Source organism: Pseudohongiella spirulinae (assembly GCF_001444425.1).
Taxonomy (GTDB): Bacteria; Pseudomonadota; Gammaproteobacteria; order Pseudomonadales; family Pseudohongiellaceae; genus Pseudohongiella; species Pseudohongiella spirulinae.
The window spans coordinates 1,373,358-1,388,748 of sequence record NZ_CP013189.1; the positions used below are offsets into that span (position 1 = coordinate 1,373,358).

Consider the following 15,391-nt stretch of genomic DNA (forward strand, 5'->3'; position numbering starts at 1 on the left):
CAGGAGCTTGTTATGCTGCGCAGGGTCTTATTGATTGCCGCCATCGCTGGTGTCGGAGCGTGTTCCGAGCCGCCTCTGAATGTTTCAATGTCCAGTCTCTCCAGTGCGCCCGAGCAAGTCAGTGGTGGCAGTATACTGCTGTCGCTTGAGGGGCTGGAGTCATTGGACGGGGTCAGTTTCAGGGCCAATGGCCAGCCACTTGATGTCATCCGCGCTGAGCAGCATTCGCCGCTTCAGGTGCTGGTTGAGGGTCTGAGTCCCGGCGCAAACAGTATCGAGGTGATTCGTTCCGGCAATCAGGTGCTGGCCACTCTGGATGTCACCAACCATCCGATCAGCGGGCCTTTATTATCCGGACCACAGCAATATCCATTTGTCTGCAGCAGCGTTCTGGAGTGGGGTGTGCAGCCACTGGTCGACCATGACGAAGACTGGGGGTTCCCGGTCTACGATGCCGCAGGCAATGTCACTGGTTACAGTAAAGACTGCTCGATTGAACCGTTTGTTGAATACCACTATATGAGTACGGATGGCCAGTATAAACCCTGGCCGGAGGATGGGGCGCGTCCAGCCGATCTGGCGCGCACAGTGCTTACTGATGGCCGCGAAGTTGACTTTGTGGTGCGCTGGGAGCGCGGCACCATTAATCGCTTCCTGTATAGCCTGGCAGTTCTGGCAGATCCTGACAATCAGGTCAGTGACGTCCATGAAGCCGGTGATATCAACTGGAATGGGCGTCTGTTGTACCATTTTGAGGGCGGTGTGGGTGTTGGTCATTTCCAGGGGCGAGTGAATACAACGCGCGCACGGATGCCGGAGGCGCTGGGCAAGGGTTACGCCGTGGCCTATTCCTCGGGTAACAGGACCGGTGAGCACTACAACCTTCAGGTGGGTGGCGAAACGGCACTGATGGTCAAAGAGCAGTTTATCAAACGCTTTGGCGTGCCTGACTACACAGTGGCCATTGGTGGCTCTGGCGGCGCCATTCAGCAGTATGTGTATCAGCAGAATTATCCGGGTCTGATTGATGCAGGCGTGCCCCAGTATTCCTACCCGGACATGGTGACTCAAACGATTCATGTGGGTGACTGCGAATTGCTTGAGCACTACATGGATGTGACTGATCGGGACAACCCGAAATGGCAGGTGACCGCCAACCGCAGTTTGCTGCTGGGATTTAATTCAACAGATGCGGTGCCCGATCCGTTGGCCGAGGCCAAGCGCGCGCTGGGCTATGCCTCAGCTGACGGGTCCAATGAATGTATTCCGGCCTGGCGCGGACTGACACCGCTGAGCATGAATCCGCACTACGGGCAGGTGCGTGAGCAGGACAAAATGCATCCGCCGGGTATCATGGATGATGTGGTCTGGACACACTACGACGACCTGAAAAACATCTACGGTGTTGATGATAATGGCTGGGCCAGAACACCCTGGGATAACGTGGGTGTGCAGTACGGTCTGGAAGCGATGAAAGCCGGCGCCATCACCCCCGAAGAATTCCTGGATATCAATACCCGGGTGGGCGGCTGGAAGCATCCGTCGGAAATGGTGCAGGAAGGTTTCCCTTATCTGGGCGAACCGACCCCTGAGAACTTTGATCCATGGAGTCGCCGCAATATGAATCTGGGGCAGAACGATGAACCGGCACCCAGAACCGAAGGCGATGTACAGGCCATCAGCGCGTTGTACCAGTCAGGCATGGTATTTGACGGTCAGCTGAATATTCCGATCGTCGACTGGCGACATTATCTGGAACATGTCCTTGATATGCACAACTCGCATCAGTCATTTTCTGCCCGTCAGCGTATACGCAATCGTATGGGGCACAGCGAAAATCAGCTGGTCTGGTTTACCGATGCCCGCCCTGAGCCAGCTTTTGACCAGACCATGCAGGCTCTTGATGTGCTGCATGACTGGGTGATGAACATCAAGGCCAATCCGGCGGCGGGTGTGGCAGGCAATCGACCGGCCAGTGCTCAGGATGCCTGCTTTGCCACCGATGGCAGTCTGATTGCCAGCGGCGCTGATGTCTGGGATGGTGTGCTGGATGATAACGCGCCAGGCGCCTGCACTCAGGCCCTCCCGTTGTACAAGACCTCACGCATTCAGGCCGGCGGGCCCATTGAGGGCAGTATTTTCAAGTGCACACTGAAACCACTGGATGTGGCGCTCAGTGATGGCACCTATGGCAACTGGCGTCCGGATCCGACTCAAATAGCACAACTGCAGGCGGTGTTCCCGCAGGGGGTGTGCGATTATCAGCAGGGTGACCAGGGCAGACCCTGATTCGATGTTGAAGAGCATCATGTTAAGGTTAAAATCGCTCAGGCGTATTGAACTGGTTTTTTCAATCATAAACGGGATGATGTAATGAAATTTGAAGACATTAAAAATATCTGCGTAGTAGGTGCTGGCAACATGGGGCATCAGATTGCTCTGCAGTCAGCGATCTGCGGATTCAAGGTCAAGTGTTTTGATATCAATGAAGAGACGCTGAAGAAGGCTGATGCTTTTGTCGACAGCTACCTGCCCGGCCGAGTTGAAAAAGGCCGTCTGACAGCAGAGCAGGCTGAGGCTGCGCGCAACAATATTCAGTTTGTTAACGATCTCGAGCTGGCGGCTGGTGACGCAGACTTTGTGATTGAAGCGGCAACTGAAATTCTGGAGCTGAAGCGTAAAATATATGCCGATCTCGATCGCATTGCGCCCAGGCATGCAATTCTTGCCACCAACAGTTCAGCCATTGTCAGCTCCAAAATAGCAGACGCGACACAGCGGCAGGATAAAGTGGTCAACATGCACTTCTTTAATCCGGCGCTGGTCATGAAGCTGGTGGAGGTGGTTAAAGGTCCGCACGTGTCTGATGAAACAGCTGATCTGACCATGCAATTGAGCAAGACACTGCAGAAAGTACCCGTACTGCTCAAGAAGGAAGTCGACGGTTTTCTGCTCAACCGGATTTTTGCGGCGATTTCCAGAGAAGCCACATGGCTGCTGGAAATGGGCGTGGCAGAAGTGGAAGATATCGATAATGCCTGCGTGTATGGTGCGGGTCATCCGATGGGGCCATTCCGCCTGAATGATCTGACCGGACTGGATCTGAGCTACATAATGCGCATGGAGAAGTTCCGTGAGACCGGTAACCCGGCCGATCTGCCCAACCCTCGTCTGGTTGAGCACTACATGAAAGGCGAGTATGGCGAAAAAACCGGTAAGGGCTGGTACGACTACAGCAAAAAGTAAGTCGCGGAAGACTGTAGCCTGACCAGGTTTGTCTGAGTCAGGCGTCCGGCGCCAGAGCCTTGGCCAGATCGGCAGGCTCTATCTCCAGACCGGTCAGCTCGGTATCCCAGTTGGGGCCCACCAGGGCGTCATCTTCGTGGATGCCGGGCAGCCATTCGGTCAGAAAGTCCTCAAGGCTGATGGCCTTGGGTTCATAGATGGACCATTCTTCCGTGCACATGGCCGCCGCAAAGTCTTCCTGAGACCAGAACGGGAAGACTTCAGTATCTTCAAACTCAATTGACTCACACAGTGCCCAGCCTTCCTTGCCGTGCAGTCCCCAGACCTGGCCACTGGCCTGGACCTGTTGCAGAAACAATTCATAATTTTGTTCTTCGTTGTCGGACAGCGCTGACTGAGATGTCATAATGGTCACTCCGGTGCCGGGTCAATTGCGTGGGCGCGTATTGTACTGGAAACCCGGTCAGAATAAAGGATTGAATACCATGGCACAAAATAATTGTCCGCTGCAGACTATTAATACCTCCGTCAGTCCCACAGGCAGTCTGGAGCTGCTCTCTCAGCAGGAGGTCGAGCGCCTGAGAGACCTGGGGCACGGTGAGATTTACGAACTGTTCCGTCGCTGTGCGCTGGCAGTGCTGAACTGTGACGATACCTCTGACAGTGCCGAGGAAGTTTATAAACGATATCCTGATTTTCAGATTGAGATAGTGCAGCGCACCCGCGGTATTAAACTGAAACTGACCGGAGCACCGGCCTGCGCCTTCGTGGACGGCAAGATCATCAGCGGCGTCCGTGAGCACCTGTTTGCGGTGCTGCGCGATATTGTGTTTGTCTCCAGCGAGTTCTATCACCCGCAGTCAGCGCCAGTGTCAGGCGGTTTTGAAGCCATCCGCTTTGATGAACACAGTCCACAGACTTCGGCCTTAATCAAAAATCTGGTGTTTCACGTGCTGCGTAATGCTGGACTGCTGCAGGCGCGACAGCTGCCCAGCCTGGTGGTCTGCTGGGGCGGGCATGCAATCAGCCGCGAGGAGTATGACTACAGCAAGGCAGTGGGTTACCAGCTGGGGCTGCGGGGGCTGGATATCTGCACTGGCTGTGGTCCCGGAGCCATGAAAGGTCCCATGAAGGGGGCCACCATCGGCCATGCCAAGCAACGCCTGAAAAACGGCCGCTACATTGGTATCAGCGAGCCCGGCATCATTGCCGCCGAATCACCCAACCCGATTGTTAATCATCTGGTTGTCATGCCGGATATCGAGAAGCGACTGGAGGCCTTTGTACGCCTTGGCCATGGCATCATTGTGTTCCCCGGCGGGGTGGGGACGCTGGAAGAAATTCTTTTTTTACTGGGGACCCTGATGGATCCTGCCAATCAGGATGTTTACCTGCCACTGATCTTCACCGAGCCGGCCTCCAGCCGGGGCTATTTCGAGAAAATTGATGCGTTTCTGGTGGCTACATTGGGTGTACAGGTTCGTCAGTACTATCAAATCGTGACTGATGACCCGACCAAAGTGGCCCACATCATGCGCGACGGTGTTAATCGTGTGGCCCGTAACCGCCGTCAGACCCGTGATGCCTATTACTACAACTGGCTGCTGAGTATTCCGGAAGCCATGAAGTACCCCTTTGAAGTCAGCCATGATTCGATGGCAGCACTGCAGTTGAGTACCCGCCTGCCAGCTGCGGAACTGGCTGTGAATCTGCGTCGGGTGTTTTCGGGCATTGTGGCCGGTAACGTCAAGGATCACGGTGTCCGCCTGGTGCGTGAGCACGGGCCGTTTCAGATCCGCGGCGAGGGGCCGGTTATGGCGGCGATGGATGCCTTATTGCGCGATTTTGTCGCCGATGGGCGCATGAAGTTGCTCAGAGAGCAGTACAACCCCTGTTATACTATGCACCCTTTATGATCCGAATCAGGCTGGCGGCGTAATAGTTGACTAAAATACTCGGATAATTGATAATTTGCCGCTCCCAGACAGACGCCAAGATGCCAATACAGAGGTTGTACTATGAGTGAACAAGTCGAAAGTCTGATCCGCAAGGACTATGCGGCCGGATTTCACTCGGCAATTGAGTCGGATACGCTGGCACCGGGTCTTGATGAAGATGTGGTGCGCTTTATCTCTGCGCAGAAAGAAGAGCCGCAGTGGATGCTGGAATGGCGCCTGAAAGCCTACCATGCCTGGCGCGAAATGACTGAGCCAACCTGGGCTCACGTGCACTACCCGAAGATCGATTTTGAGTCGATTTCCTATTACAGCTCACCCAAAAGCATGAAAAACCGCCCCAAGAGTCTGGATGAGGTTGATCCGGAACTGCTGGCCACCTATGAAAAGCTGGGTATTCCATTGCATGAGCAGGAAGCTCTGGCGGGCGTGGCGGTTGATGCTGTGTTTGATTCCGTTTCTGTGGTAACCACGTTCCGTGAAAAACTGCATGAGGCGGGCGTCATTTTTTGCCCCATCAGTGAAGCCATCCGCGAGTATCCGGAACTGGTACAAAAATACCTGGGCTCCGTGGTGCCACAAAAAGACAATTTTTACGCGGCACTGAACTCAGCCGTGTTTTCCGACGGTTCGTTCGTCTATATCCCCAAGGGTGTGCGCTGCCCCATGGAGCTGTCGACCTATTTCCGTATTAACGAACTGAATACAGGACAGTTTGAGCGCACCCTGATCGTGGCCGACGAAGGCTCTCATGTCAGCTATTTGGAAGGTTGTACAGCGCCCATGCGCGATGAGAACCAGCTGCATGCCGCCGTCGTGGAGCTGGTTGCACTGGATAACGCCAAAATCAAGTATTCAACGGTGCAAAACTGGTATCCCGGCGATAAAGACGGCAAGGGTGGCATTTACAACTTTGTGACCAAGCGTGGAGTGGCACATACCAATGCGCACATCTCCTGGACACAGGTAGAGACCGGTTCCGCGGTGACCTGGAAGTATCCCAGCTGCATTCTGAAGGGCGATAACAGCGTCGGTGAATTTTACTCGGTGGCGCTGACCAATAACTTTCAGCAGGCCGACACTGGCACCAAGATGATTCATCTGGGCAAAAACACCCGATCTACCATCATTGCCAAAGGCATCTCAGCCGGCCGCAGCAACAGCGCCTACCGCGGGCTGGTGCGTATTAACCCGGCAGCCGAGGGTGCCCGCAACTTCACCCAGTGTGACTCGCTGCTGATCGGTGATCGCTGTGGCGCGCACACCTTCCCCTATATTGAAAACCGCAACGCTTCGGCTGTCATAGAACACGAGGCGACCACCTCCAAGGTCAGTGATGACCAGATGTTCCTGTGCCAGCAGCGCGGCCTGGACGCCGAGAAAGCCGTATCCATGATCGTCAACGGATTCTGCCGTGAGGTTTTCAAAGAACTGCCCATGGAGTTTGCTGTGGAAGCGGGCAAATTGCTGGAAGTCAGTCTGGAAGGTTCAGTCGGCTGATACTGATTTACATTTTATCTGACGGAAAATGACTATGTTACAGATCAAAGACCTGGTTGCTGAAGTTGCGGGCAAACAGATTCTCAACGGCCTGAATCTGACGATTGGCCCTGGCGAAGTACATGCCATCATGGGGCCCAACGGAGCGGGCAAGAGTACGCTGGGCAATGTGCTGACCGGACGTGATGGTTATGACGTGACCAGTGGTCAGGTGCTGTTTAACGGTAAAGACCTGTTTGAACTTGATATCGAAGAGCGTGCCCGCGAGGGCCTGTTTCTGGCCTTTCAGTACCCGGTGGAAATTCCCGGCGTCAGCAATATGGAATTCCTGAAGGCAGCGGTGGATGCGCAGCGCAAGCACCGGGGTCTTGAGGAAATGTCCTCCTTCGATTTTATGAAACTGGCTCGCGAGGTCAGTCAGAAAGTCAGTCTGGACCAGTCCTTCCTTAAGCGCGGTGTCAATGAAGGATTCTCTGGTGGTGAAAAGAAGCGCAATGAAATTCTGCAGATGATGCTGCTGGAACCGCAGCTGTGCATTCTGGATGAGACTGATTCCGGTCTGGATATTGATGCCCTGCAGGTGGTTGCCAACGGCGTAAACGCCATGCGTGCCGAGAATCGCAGCTTTATCGTGGTCACACACTATCAGCGCCTGCTCGACTATATCGTGCCGGATTATGTGCACGTGCTGGCCGGCGGCAAAATCGTCAAGTCGGGCGGCAAAGATCTGGCCCTGGAGCTGGAAGCCAAAGGTTACGGCTGGCTGGAAGGTGAGGTCGCCTGAACATGCAGCAAAGTGAGTTTCAACAACAGGCCCTGAAGCTGGCTGGCCAGCAGCATGCGCCTGATTATCTGCAGGCCCTAAGGCACAGTGGTGCCGCCGAGTTTGCCTGCGCGCCCTGGCCGGGCCGCAAGAGCGAGCACTGGAAGTATACGCCGCTGATGTCGCTGCAGGCCTTTGCGGAGGCCGGATTGCCCAAGGCGCTTGATACTGTTCCGACCAGCGCGGACTTGCAGGCAATGCGCAGTGAGCAGTACATCAATGTGATTTTTGTTGATGGTGTATTCAATGCAGACGCGTCCGATGCTCTGCCAGCCGGTGTCAGTCTGTTCAGTCAGGCCGGTGACGAAGCACAGCAGATCCTGCAACAGCATCTTGGCAAAATTGCCAGTCAGGTGGCCAGTGAACGGCGCAATCTGTTTGCTGCGCTTAACAATGCCCAGTTGACTGAGGGTGTGCTGGTTACAGTGGCCAAAAACACCACATTGGATAAGCCGCTGAATCTGATCTACCTGTCGTCGGCTGTTGCCGGTGATTTGATGGCCAATACGCGTGTACTGATTGTTCTGGAACAGGGCGCCAATGCAAAGGTCATTGAACAGTATCTGTCGGCCGATGACGCGACTGACAGCTTTGCCAACAGCCTGACGGAAATCGCGGTTGGGGAAAATGCCCGTCTGCACCACACCCGCCTGCATCTGGAACATGAAGACAGTCGCCATATTGGCGGTGTGCATGTGAACCTGCAGCGTAGCGCTGTGTTTGAAGGCTTTACGCTGGCCGAAGGCGGCCGTCTCAAGCGCATAGACTATCAGATTAATCACGGCGGGGAGGGCGGCGAAGCCATACTTAATGGCGTCTACCTGGCACGTCATCAGCAGCTGGTGGATTACCATACCACCATCGAACATCGCGTGCCGCACTGTACCAGCAACGAAGTGTTCCGGGGCATTGTGGGCGACAAGGCCAAAGCTGTGTTTAACGGCCGTATCCATATCCATGAAGATGCCCAGAAAACCCTGGCGGAGCTTAACAACCGCAACCTGCTGACATCCAACAGTGCAGAGGTGGATACCAAGCCCGAGCTTGAAATTTACGCTGACGATGTGCGTTGTGCGCACGGCGCCACCATCAGTCAGCTGGATGATACAGCGCTGTATTACCTGCAGAGCCGGGGCGTTGAACGCCAACAGGCCACCATGATGCTCAGCTACGGTTTTATCAATGAGGTCATGATGGCCCTGCCGTATGCGGACATGCTGGATACACTGCAGACGCGTCTGCGACAGCGCTTTATCGAGGAGTCCTCAATTGACTGAGGCCCAGCGACAAGCCCGTCAGGCTGCCTTTGATGCAGAAGCGGTTCGGCAGGACTTTCCCATACTGCAGCAGCAGGTTAACGGGCAGCCGCTGGTGTATCTGGACAACGCCGCAACAACACAAAAGCCCCGTGCTGTTATTGATGCCATCAGCGATTACTATCTTCATGACAACAGTAACGTGCACCGCGGTGCTCATACCCTGAGCGATCGGGCGACGGCAAAATTTGAACAGGCCCGTCAGGCAGTCGCCGACTTTATCGGGGCAGCATCGTCCAGACAGATCATCTGGACCCGCGGCACGACCGAAGGCATCAATCTGGTAGCGGCCAGCTGGGGCGCGGCTAATCTGCAGCCCGGCGACCGCATCCTGGTGTCTGCCATGGAACACCACTCCAATATTGTGCCCTGGCAGATGGTTGCCGAGCGCACCGGCGCACGTGTTGAGGCCATCCCGGTGGATGAGTCCGGCACCCTGCGTCTGGATCAGTTTGAACAGATGCTGGATGCGCACGTCAAAATGGTCAGCGTCAACCATGTGTCCAACGCTCTGGGTACTATCAACCCGATTGAACAGATGATTGCCCTGGCTCATCAGCATGGGGCACTTGTGCTGATAGACGGTGCCCAGTCCATCGCCCACTGGCCGATTGATGTGAAGGCCCTGGATTGCGACTTTTTTGTTTTCTCCGGCCACAAGCTGTTTGGTCCTACCGGCATCGGTGTGCTGTATGGCAAAGAAGATCTGCTGAATGCCATGCCGCCGTATCAGGGCGGTGGCGAGATGATCGACAGCGTGAGTTTTGATGGTACAACCTACAATCAGTTACCCTACAAATTTGAGGCAGGCACACCCGATATAGCCGGTGCCATTGGGCTGGCCGCCGCTGTTGCCTATATCAACGGCATGGACCGCGCCGCAGCGGCAGCTCATGAAGATGCCCTGCTGGCCTATGCGCTGGAAAAGGCGCAGAATGTGCCGGGCCTGCGCCTGATCGGCGCGGCCGATCGCAAAGTGGCCGTGCTGAGCTTTGTACTGGAGGGCGTGCACCCGGCCGATCTGGGCATGCTGCTGGACCAGCAGGGGGTAGCCGTGCGCACCGGACATCACTGTGCACAGCCGATCATGGATCAATACGGGATTCCTGGCACGGTCAGAGCCAGTTTCAGTTTTTATAACACATTTGATGATGCAGACAGACTGTTTGCCGCGCTGGATAAAGCGCGCCAGCTGTTGATGTGAGGTAAGGTCTATGACAGTAGAGACATTTGACCCGCAGCGCGCGGCCTCGCCAGTTTCCGTGACCCCGGAAGCGATTGAACATTTTCGCCGGCAGCTGCTGAAAGACCAAAAGGCAAAGGCCGTTCGCCTGAGTGTCAAGGAAAGCGGCTGCACCGGTTTTATGTACGTGGTGGATCTGGTTACCGATGCTCAGTCAGACGACTTGCACCAGCCGCTGGCCGAGGGCGTGGAGCTGCTGATCGACAAGTCCAGTCTGGGCATTGTTAATGGCACACGCATTGAGCTGGTGACTGAGGGTGTTAACAAGCAACTGCGCTTCCAGAACCCCAACGCCAAAGATCATTGCGGCTGCGGCGAAAGCTTCTCCGTGGCCTGAACCAGGACAGATTATGGAACGCAAGATGGTGGTGGCGCAGCAGGAGTGTCCTGCGCGCCGGGTACCCGATGGCACCCCCGTGACCATACCCAGGGACAGCTTTGTCAGTATTACACAAGCTCTGGGTGGCAACTATACCGTGGTTTTTCAGGGGCAGATGCTGCGGGTGGATGGCACTGACGCCGCCAACCTGGGCCTGAAACCCGAAACACTGAGTTTCCCGCCTCCCACGGATGATCAGATCCATGAATCCCAGGTCTGGGAAGCGCTGGGCACCGTCTTTGATCCGGAAATACCCGTGGACCTGGTCAATCTGGGACTGATCTACAAAGTGGATATTGATCAGGCCAGCAAGACGGTCAATATAGATATGACGCTCACCGCACCCGGCTGTGGCATGGGTCCGGTGTTGGTTGGCGATGTAGAATATCGCGTGCGCAAAGTCCCCAACGTTCAAAAAGTGAATGTAGAACTGGTTTTTGATCCGCCGTGGAGTCGCGATATGATGAGCGAAGAAGCGCAGCTGGAAACGGGGATGTTTTTCTGATGAGCAAGCAATTTGGTATCGATATCACCACTGAGGAGATCATCGATACTCTGGATTTTTTTGACAGCTGGGACGAGCGTTACAAGTACATTATTGATCTGGGCCGCGAGCTGCCGCCCATGGATGACGCCGACAAGCTGGACGAGCATTTGATTCGCGGCTGTCAAAGCAAGGTATGGCTGGTCAGCCGCGAAGAGGGCGGGCGGCTGTATTTTGATGTCGACAGCGATGCCTTTATCGTCAAAGGCCTGCTGGCCATTGTCATGGCCGCCTATAACGGGAAAACCCCGGCGCAGATTCGCGACTTTGACATCGAAGCCTACTTCCAGGCACTGGATCTTCTGAAACACCTGAGCCCGACCCGCGGCAGCGGTCTGCAGGCCATGGTGGCCCGCATCCAGTCCCTGGCTGCTTGAGTCCGGGTCAGGAGCGGTACTTCAGCACCCACTCCGCATAGGCCCGTTCGGCCTGCGCCAATTCCTCTGCCGACATACGTTGACGCAACGATGCCATCAACAGCGAGGCCTCCGGTACATCATTGTCGCGCGCCAGTAATGTCCACATGTAAGCCTCAGAAAGATCCTGCTCGACGCCCAGCCCGTTGTCATACAGGGTGGCCAGATAATACTGCGCACCACCGTGGTCGTATTCCGCGGCCAGTCCGTACCAGTGCGCGGCTTCACGATAGTGGCGATTGCGATTGATCAGCGACAGCGGCCAGACAGCCATCCAGTCTGGCTTCACTCCTAGCTGGTTATAGTAGAGCACGCCCAGGTTTACCATGGCATTCACGTGTCCCTGCTCAGCCGCCATCTGAGTGTAGTGAAAGGCGCGCTCATAATCCTGCGCCACACCTTCCCCCGTAAAATACATCACACCCAGATTATACTGGGCGATGGCCAATCCGTTGTCGGCGGCTTGTGTGAATAAAGCAACGGCCGTCTCCAGATCGCCTGCATCGCGCGCATCAACTCCCGCGTAATAATCACTGTAATCGGGCATCTCCGTGTTTTCATCAACAAGGGTGACCTGGGCCAGTGCTGTGGACGACAGCATCAGCAGCAGAGCAGTGATCAGACTTTTCATGGGGATACTCACAGAGAGAAATATCAGGGTTGCGACGACGTATTTTCCGCCAGTCGCGCATTAAACGCCTCTATCCAGGCCTGGGCTTCGGCCTGTCGTGCCATTACCTCATTGGCGGGCAGCATTTCCTGAATCAGCACCGCGTTGGCGGCAGCACTCTGGTGGCCCGCGGCGCCGGCCAGCGTAAACCACTTGTAGGCTTCCGGTACATTCTGCGGCACACCTAACTGGCCGTTAAACAGCAGAATACCCAGCGTAAACTGCGACTGTGCATCGCCATTTTCAGCCGCCGCCAGAAACCACTGCACGGCTTCCGGCCCATCCTGAATCACGCCGATACCATTCAGGTACATCACCGCAATATTGTACTGCGCGTTAACATTGCCGGCATCAGCGGCCAGTTTGAACCAGCGCAAGGCCTCAAAGTTATCCTGCTCCACGCCATTGCCCTTCAGATAACGATTGCCCAGATCAAACTGCGCCGCCGCATCACCCTGCTCAGCCTGCACACTCAGGCTGGCCAGCTCCTGATCAACAACCGATGGCTCAGCCGCAGCCAGCAGGGGAGCCATGCCCCCGGCCAGCAGACTCAATGCAGCGGCCTGCAGCCATTTCCGTACACGCATCATGCAGAACCGTTCGCTCAGAAGCTTTCGTAAAGACTGCTGGTGTCATCATCAGCAAACACCGTCCGGTTGGCCTCTTCAAGCCACTCCAGCGCCATCTGCTCACCCCGCACAACCTCAGCTTCCGACAGGCTGCCACGAATCATCTCCAGCGTGTCGGTCAGATCGCGCTCGCCACTGACATAAGCCAGCGTCAGCCACTTAACCGCCTGCACCAGATCCGGCGTGGTACCCTGACCCAGTCGATACATCTCACCCAGCCGGCGCTGAGCCTGCACATTTCCCTTGCTGGCCTCCAGCGTAAACTCCATCATCGCCGCCTGATAATTGCCAGACTCCAGCGCCCGAACACCTGCTTCATAGTCGGCGCTGGCCGGTAAAGCCGCCAGACAAGCGCCCGCCGTCATCAATACGCCGACTGAAATTCTGATTTTTCTAAGCATAATAAGCAGATCCACAACATCATAATTGGTCACCGATCTTATCACGGTTACCGCCGTCCGGAAAATAAAGCAAAAAATCCCAAAAAGGGCTTTGAAAATGCGCTGAGTTCTATATAATACGCACCTCTCAAGGCACCCGTAGCTCAGCTGGATAGAGTACCTGACTACGAATCAGGTGGTCGCATGTTCGAATCATGCCGGGTGCGCCATTTTGAAAGTAAAAAGGGGACGTAGCCAAGGCTAAGTCCCCTTTTTACTTTCACATCTGCCGTATCCTGGCTACGAGAGAACTGCTCATGTTCGACAAAACGCATCGCGTTTTGGACGCCCGCCAGGGCGCTCCGAAGGGGTGAGTAATCCGCCAATGCGGATTGCGAATCAATCATGCCGGGTTTACCCCTTATTTGTGCAATGTGTCCAAAAATGAATCAGCAAAGGATCTGAGTTATTACTTGATGGACTATCTAAACTGGCGTTGGCCACATCAGTTTAACGATGGCCTGCCACCGGCAAAAAACTGAGCAAAAACCTATTTTATCGTCCGATTTTAGTTGACCACTACAAAGCCAGTCATGAAGGGTTTAAACTCAAGATTTAGAGTGCATTGGGCTCTCGCAAGGATTTCCCTGACGCTTTCTCTTCGACTTACCAGCGAGAACCAGCATCCTCCGTGACTACCCATCCATGACACATGACCAGACGCACAGTACCGGAGACACACCATGGCCGTAGGTGTCTGGATAAGCCTGTTTGTCTACTTCGCGCTGATGATCATCATCGGCCTCTACGCCATGCGCACCTCAACCTCATCGTCCGAAGCCTACATGCTAGGCGGACGCACACTCAGCCCCAAAGTCGCCGCCCTGTCAGCCGGTGCATCCGATATGAGTGGCTGGCTGCTGCTGGGCCTACCCGGTGCTCTGTATATATCCGGTCTGGCGTCTGCCTGGATAGGCATTGGCCTGTTTATCGGCGCCTTCATCAACTGGATACTGGTTGCACCCAGACTGCGCGAGCAGACCGTCCAGCACGGCAATGCCATCACCATTCCAGCTTTTCTGGCGAATCGTTTCCCAGCTCAGGCATTATCACTGCGCACCGTCTCAGCCCTCGTCATCGTCATCTTCTTTGTGGTGTATACCGCGTCCGGTCTGGTAGCTGGCGGCAAGCTGTTTGAAAGCGCTTTTGCAGGCATCTTTAATGTGGCCGGTATCAGCGATTACGCCATGGGTATCCTCATCACCCTGGGTGTGGTGCTGGCGTACACGGTGGTGGGTGGTTTCCTGGCCGTGAGCATGACCGACTTTGTGCAGGGTTGCATCATGATGCTGGCCCTGGTGATTATTCCGGCGGTTGTGCTGTTTGGCGAAGGGGGAGGCGGCTATGCCCAGGCGTCTGCAACACTGAACCAAGTGGATCCCGCACTGCTGTCGTGGACAGCCGGCTTGACCTTCATCGGTTGGCTTTCGGCGCTTAGCTGGGGACTTGGGTATTTTGGTCAGCCCCACATCATCGTCCGTTTCATGGCCATTCGCACGCTGAAAGATGTGCCCATCGCCCGCAATATCTGCATGAGCTGGATGGGCATTTCGCTGATAGGTTCTATTTCCCTGGGCATTTTCGGTCGCGCCTATGCCATCAGAAACAACCTGGATGTGGCCGACCCGGAAACCATCTTCATCATTCTGTCGGAACTGCTGTTCCATCCGCTGATTACCGGCTTTTTGTATGCTGCGCTGCTGGCCGCCATCATGAGCACCATTTCCAGCCAGCTGCTGGTGTCATCATCGTCGCTGACCGAGGATTTCTATCGCCTGTTCCTGCGCAAGCAGGCCACCGACCGTGAATGCGTCATGGCAGGCCGGGGCTGCGTTGTCGCCGTGGGCCTGATGGCCGCCCTGATTGCCTCCGATCCTGATTCTCAGGTACTGGGGCTCGTCAGTCATGCCTGGGCCGGCTTTGGTGCGGCATTCGGCCCTCTGATTATCCTGTCGCTGATGTGGCCTCGCACAACCGGTGTCGGCGCCATAGCGGGTCTTGTGGTGGGGGCTGCAACTGTTATGATCTGGATTTCGCTCGGCTGGAACAGCGAGTTCATGGGAGGCCCGGGCGTTTATGAAATCATTCCGGGGTATATTGCCTCCTGGATCGCCATCATGGTTGGGAGCGTATCGGACTTTAAATCGCGACGCGATTCAATTACGGGGTGACGCCGGAAGGAAAGAAATTGCACCATAGTGCAACTTACATCGGATAAACAACGTCCTGA

General features: G+C 55.4%; 15 protein-coding genes and 1 tRNA gene. 12 read left to right on the forward strand and 4 right to left on the reverse strand.

Going from position 1 to position 15,391, the window contains the following annotated elements:
- The first annotated feature begins 12 nt into the window (after positions 1 to 12).
- The gene (locus tag PS2015_RS06245; RefSeq protein WP_058021410.1) at positions 13 to 2,289 is read left to right on the forward strand and encodes a DUF6351 family protein; all 2,277 of its coding nucleotides are present in this window, start codon (positions 13 to 15) and stop codon (positions 2,287 to 2,289) included.
- Between the two features lie 84 nt (positions 2,290 to 2,373).
- Complete coding sequence (locus tag PS2015_RS06250) at positions 2,374 to 3,246, forward strand: 3-hydroxyacyl-CoA dehydrogenase family protein (RefSeq protein WP_058021411.1); 873 nt, start codon at positions 2,374 to 2,376, stop codon at positions 3,244 to 3,246.
- Between the two features lie 37 nt (positions 3,247 to 3,283).
- Here the strand turns inward: PS2015_RS06250 and PS2015_RS06255 are convergent, their stop codons facing one another.
- Entirely contained in the window at positions 3,284 to 3,652 is a 369-nt protein-coding gene (locus PS2015_RS06255; protein WP_058021412.1) for a DUF2750 domain-containing protein, read from the reverse strand.
- A gap of 79 nt (positions 3,653 to 3,731) precedes the next feature.
- Here PS2015_RS06255 and ppnN point away from each other — a divergent pair, with 79 nt between their 5' ends.
- The 8 genes from ppnN to PS2015_RS06295 all read left to right on the forward strand — a co-directional run bounded on the left by ppnN (position 3,732) and on the right by PS2015_RS06295 (position 11,383).
- Complete coding sequence (ppnN, locus tag PS2015_RS06260; RefSeq protein ID WP_058023178.1) at positions 3,732 to 5,162, forward strand: nucleotide 5'-monophosphate nucleosidase PpnN; 1,431 nt, start codon at positions 3,732 to 3,734, stop codon at positions 5,160 to 5,162.
- Positions 5,163 to 5,264: 102 nt separating this feature from the next.
- The gene (sufB, locus tag PS2015_RS06265; protein ID WP_058021413.1) at positions 5,265 to 6,701 is read left to right on the forward strand and encodes a Fe-S cluster assembly protein SufB; all 1,437 of its coding nucleotides are present in this window, start codon (positions 5,265 to 5,267) and stop codon (positions 6,699 to 6,701) included.
- Between the two features lie 34 nt (positions 6,702 to 6,735).
- On the forward strand, positions 6,736 to 7,485 hold the full coding sequence (sufC, locus tag PS2015_RS06270; protein WP_058021414.1) for a Fe-S cluster assembly ATPase SufC: 750 nt from the start codon (positions 6,736 to 6,738) through the stop codon (positions 7,483 to 7,485).
- Positions 7,486 to 7,487: 2 nt separating this feature from the next.
- Entirely contained in the window at positions 7,488 to 8,801 is a 1,314-nt protein-coding gene (sufD, locus tag PS2015_RS06275) for a Fe-S cluster assembly protein SufD (protein ID WP_058021415.1), read from the forward strand.
- Positions 8,794 to 10,044 (forward strand): aminotransferase class V-fold PLP-dependent enzyme, encoded by a 1,251-nt coding sequence (locus PS2015_RS06280; RefSeq protein WP_058021416.1) that lies wholly within the window; start codon positions 8,794 to 8,796, stop codon positions 10,042 to 10,044. Before sufD ends, PS2015_RS06280 begins: the two co-directional genes overlap by 8 nt.
- Before the next feature lie 10 nt (positions 10,045 to 10,054).
- Complete coding sequence (locus PS2015_RS06285; protein WP_058021417.1) at positions 10,055 to 10,420, forward strand: HesB/IscA family protein; 366 nt, start codon at positions 10,055 to 10,057, stop codon at positions 10,418 to 10,420.
- A gap of 13 nt (positions 10,421 to 10,433) precedes the next feature.
- Positions 10,434 to 10,967 (forward strand): putative Fe-S cluster assembly protein SufT, encoded by a 534-nt coding sequence (gene sufT / locus PS2015_RS06290; RefSeq protein WP_058021418.1) that lies wholly within the window; start codon positions 10,434 to 10,436, stop codon positions 10,965 to 10,967.
- Positions 10,967 to 11,383 (forward strand): SufE family protein, encoded by a 417-nt coding sequence (locus PS2015_RS06295; RefSeq protein WP_058021419.1) that lies wholly within the window; start codon positions 10,967 to 10,969, stop codon positions 11,381 to 11,383. Before sufT ends, PS2015_RS06295 begins: the two co-directional genes overlap by 1 nt.
- Positions 11,384 to 11,390: 7 nt before the next feature.
- On the opposite strand, the gene PS2015_RS06300 is transcribed toward PS2015_RS06295, so the two are convergent.
- From PS2015_RS06300 to PS2015_RS06310, 3 genes are read right to left on the reverse strand one after another with little or no spacing between them, the layout of a single operon-like run.
- Entirely contained in the window at positions 11,391 to 12,053 is a 663-nt protein-coding gene (locus tag PS2015_RS06300; protein ID WP_058021420.1) for a tetratricopeptide repeat protein, read from the reverse strand.
- 23 nt (positions 12,054 to 12,076) lie between these two features.
- Positions 12,077 to 12,682, reverse strand: coding sequence for a tetratricopeptide repeat protein (locus tag PS2015_RS06305; protein ID WP_058021421.1), 606 nt, complete (start codon positions 12,680 to 12,682; stop codon positions 12,077 to 12,079).
- A 14-nt stretch (positions 12,683 to 12,696) separates the two neighbouring features.
- The gene (locus PS2015_RS06310; RefSeq protein WP_156412674.1) at positions 12,697 to 13,167 is read right to left on the reverse strand and encodes a tetratricopeptide repeat protein; all 471 of its coding nucleotides are present in this window, start codon (positions 13,165 to 13,167) and stop codon (positions 12,697 to 12,699) included.
- An 87-nt stretch (positions 13,168 to 13,254) separates the two neighbouring features.
- Between PS2015_RS06310 and PS2015_RS06315 the strand changes: the two genes are divergently transcribed.
- Both PS2015_RS06315 and putP read left to right on the forward strand, forming a co-directional pair.
- Positions 13,255 to 13,331, forward strand: a tRNA-Arg gene (locus PS2015_RS06315).
- A gap of 513 nt (positions 13,332 to 13,844) precedes the next feature.
- Positions 13,845 to 15,332, forward strand: a complete 1,488-nt coding sequence (gene putP, locus PS2015_RS06320; protein ID WP_058021423.1) for a sodium/proline symporter PutP — start codon at positions 13,845 to 13,847, stop codon at positions 15,330 to 15,332.
- Positions 15,333 to 15,391: the final 59 nt, after the last annotated feature.